Origin of the sequence: Nostoc sp. XA010 (genome assembly GCF_020829625.1) — a bacterium.
Taxonomy (GTDB): Bacteria; Cyanobacteriota; Cyanobacteriia; order Cyanobacteriales; family Nostocaceae; genus Nostoc.
This window is the reverse complement of sequence record NZ_JAIVFX010000134.1, coordinates 1-2,126: the sequence shown is the minus strand read 5'-3', so window position 1 is coordinate 2,126 and position 2,126 is coordinate 1. Positions and strand designations below refer to the sequence as shown.

2 protein-coding genes are annotated in these 2,126 nt (G+C 48.2%); both read left to right on the top strand.

The window, feature by feature from the left end; all coding sequences use genetic code 11:
* On the top strand, positions 1 to 955 hold a 955-nt coding region (locus LC608_RS36695; protein WP_229558188.1), incomplete at its 5' end, for a glycosyltransferase family 2 protein.
* A 43-nt stretch (positions 956 to 998) separates the two neighbouring features.
* Positions 999 to 1,976 carry a bifunctional 2-polyprenyl-6-hydroxyphenol methylase/3-demethylubiquinol 3-O-methyltransferase UbiG gene (locus LC608_RS36690; RefSeq protein ID WP_229558187.1) on the top strand — a complete coding sequence of 326 codons (978 nt, stop codon included), beginning with the start codon at positions 999 to 1,001 and terminating at the stop codon, positions 1,974 to 1,976.
* Positions 1,977 to 2,126: the final 150 nt, after the last annotated feature.

Genomic DNA, 2,126 nt, shown 5'->3' with positions numbered 1-2,126 from the left:
TTTCGTCAAAGACAATTTCAGCCAAGACAATCTAAGCCTAGCATTGGCGGAGGCCTACGAAAAGATACTGGGCAAATCTATGAAGAGCCCAAAGTTAAAATCCCGAACAAGTCCTGCGAAAATGAGCGCAAACGCGAAGACATCGATTATCGTTCCGGTCTATAATGCTCCTGATGAAGTACTGAATTGCCTCAATTCGATTGCTAAACATACAGATCTAGAGACTAATGAATTGATCGTCATCAATGATTCAAGCCCCGACCCTAGGGTCGAAGAAGTTATTTCCGAATATAAAGGCATTAAAAATGTCACTATACTGAGCAACGTAACCAATATGGGATATACGAAGACAATCAACAGAGGCCTTTTAGAGGCTGGATCAAGCGACGTTGTCCTATTAAACTCCGACACCGTCGTTACGCCTCGTTGGCTTGAAGGGCTACGAGCCGCAGCGTATAGTGGAGAAAAGATCGGTACCGCTACCGCTATGAGTGACAACGCGGGAGCATTTTCCTTCCCGACCTTTAACGAGTACTGCCCGAAACCACCACATCTAAGCAATGAAGAATATGCGCTTCTTTTGACTCAAGCGACGCAGGATTGCGTCGCACCTGAGGTTCCGACGGGATCAGGATTCTGCATGTACATCCGACGCTCGTTGATAGAGGAATGCGGCTTGTTTGATCATGAGGCGTTTCCGCGTGGATACGGTGAAGAGAACGATTTTTGCATGCGCGCAGGAGCGGCGGGGTGGAAGCACGTAGTTTCGCCATCTTCATTTGTGTATCACGTTCGTACTGCAAGCTTCAAAGGGGAAAAAAACGCATTGGTTCAAGCTGGTGTCAATGTCGTCACGCGACGCTTCCCAGATTATGCTAAGCTAGTTAGGTCGTCATTCGCTTCCCCCGAGATGTTGGCTCTCAGAGAAGCAGCGTCAAACGCATTAAAGTGCTGACGGGTCGTGGTGTTTTCGATTTTGCATTTGCATAAATTCTTGCATGGTCCTTGCCGCAAAATACAGTGCGGTTAACAACTATCGGCAAGTGAAGTACAGGTCTGGTAGCTTCACCCCCGGCGCAAACAGGAAATTGATGAGAATACTAACTAGTTACTTCCGTTTTAGCGGTTTCGTACAATGGATTTATTCAACGTTGTTTCTTGATAAAGGCAACAGGTCTGCTCCTCTCGGCGGAGGAGGCAAGGAAACTAGCATCTTCGCCCAATATGAGACTAGAAGTCCTCATCATCAGAATGCTATCGACGCGCTTTCGGGTTGGAGTTCCTCTTTTCCTTTTCCAGGCTTGACCGCCGGTGATATTCCTCTCTTTCAGGACGGCAGGATATCGGGCGCTATTGAAGCATACGGCCCACTAAGTGGCGCGGAAGTTCTGGAAGTAGGCCCGCTTGAGGGAATGCACACGTTCATCCTCAACAAAGAGCGCCCTTTCAACATCGACGCAATAGAGGCTAACCAGTCCTGCTTTCTGCGATGTCTGGTCACCAAGGAAATTCTAAAACTCGATAGAGTGTCGTTCTATTTGGGCGATATACAGAAATGGCTTCAAGAGACGGAAAAGACGTACGACTTCGCGCTTGCCTCGGGCGTGCTTTACCATATGCCCGACCCGGGAGAGTTCCTCCGTCTATTGTCGCAGCGTGCAAAAGCCGTTTTCATCTGGACTCATTTTTTTGACGAAGAGGCTATGCCGCCTTCTGATTTAAGACGTCAGCCGTTCACCGGTAAAACCGAACTGCGTTCTGTTGCAGGTCTGGACCTTCATTATCATGAGCGGAGCTATCAGCATGCGGAGCAGAATGCTTCCTTTTGCGGTGGTATGAAAGACCGCCATTTTTGGCTGGAAAGAAAAGATATTCTCACCCTGTTAAAGCGCTTAGGCTATTCTACCATTGAGATTCAGGCGATAGATTACGACCACCCGGGTGGGCCATGCATTTCGGTTTTTGCCAGGAAGTAGTTTCCGAATTGGTTGATGCAAATCGCGCAATATGGACACGATCGATTGCTATTCAATGTCGAGTATGATCACGGTGACGTTATTGAGGGATACGTTGTTCCCGACGGGTTTTCCGAGGAAGCAAGTGTTGTTGTTGCGCAGGATAATGGC

What these genes read in the sequence shown, in the direction of transcription:
- LC608_RS36690 (WP_229558187.1), top strand. Translation starts at nt 999, where the DNA reads ATGGTCCTTGCCGCAAAATACAGTGCGGTTAACAACTATCGGCAAGTG.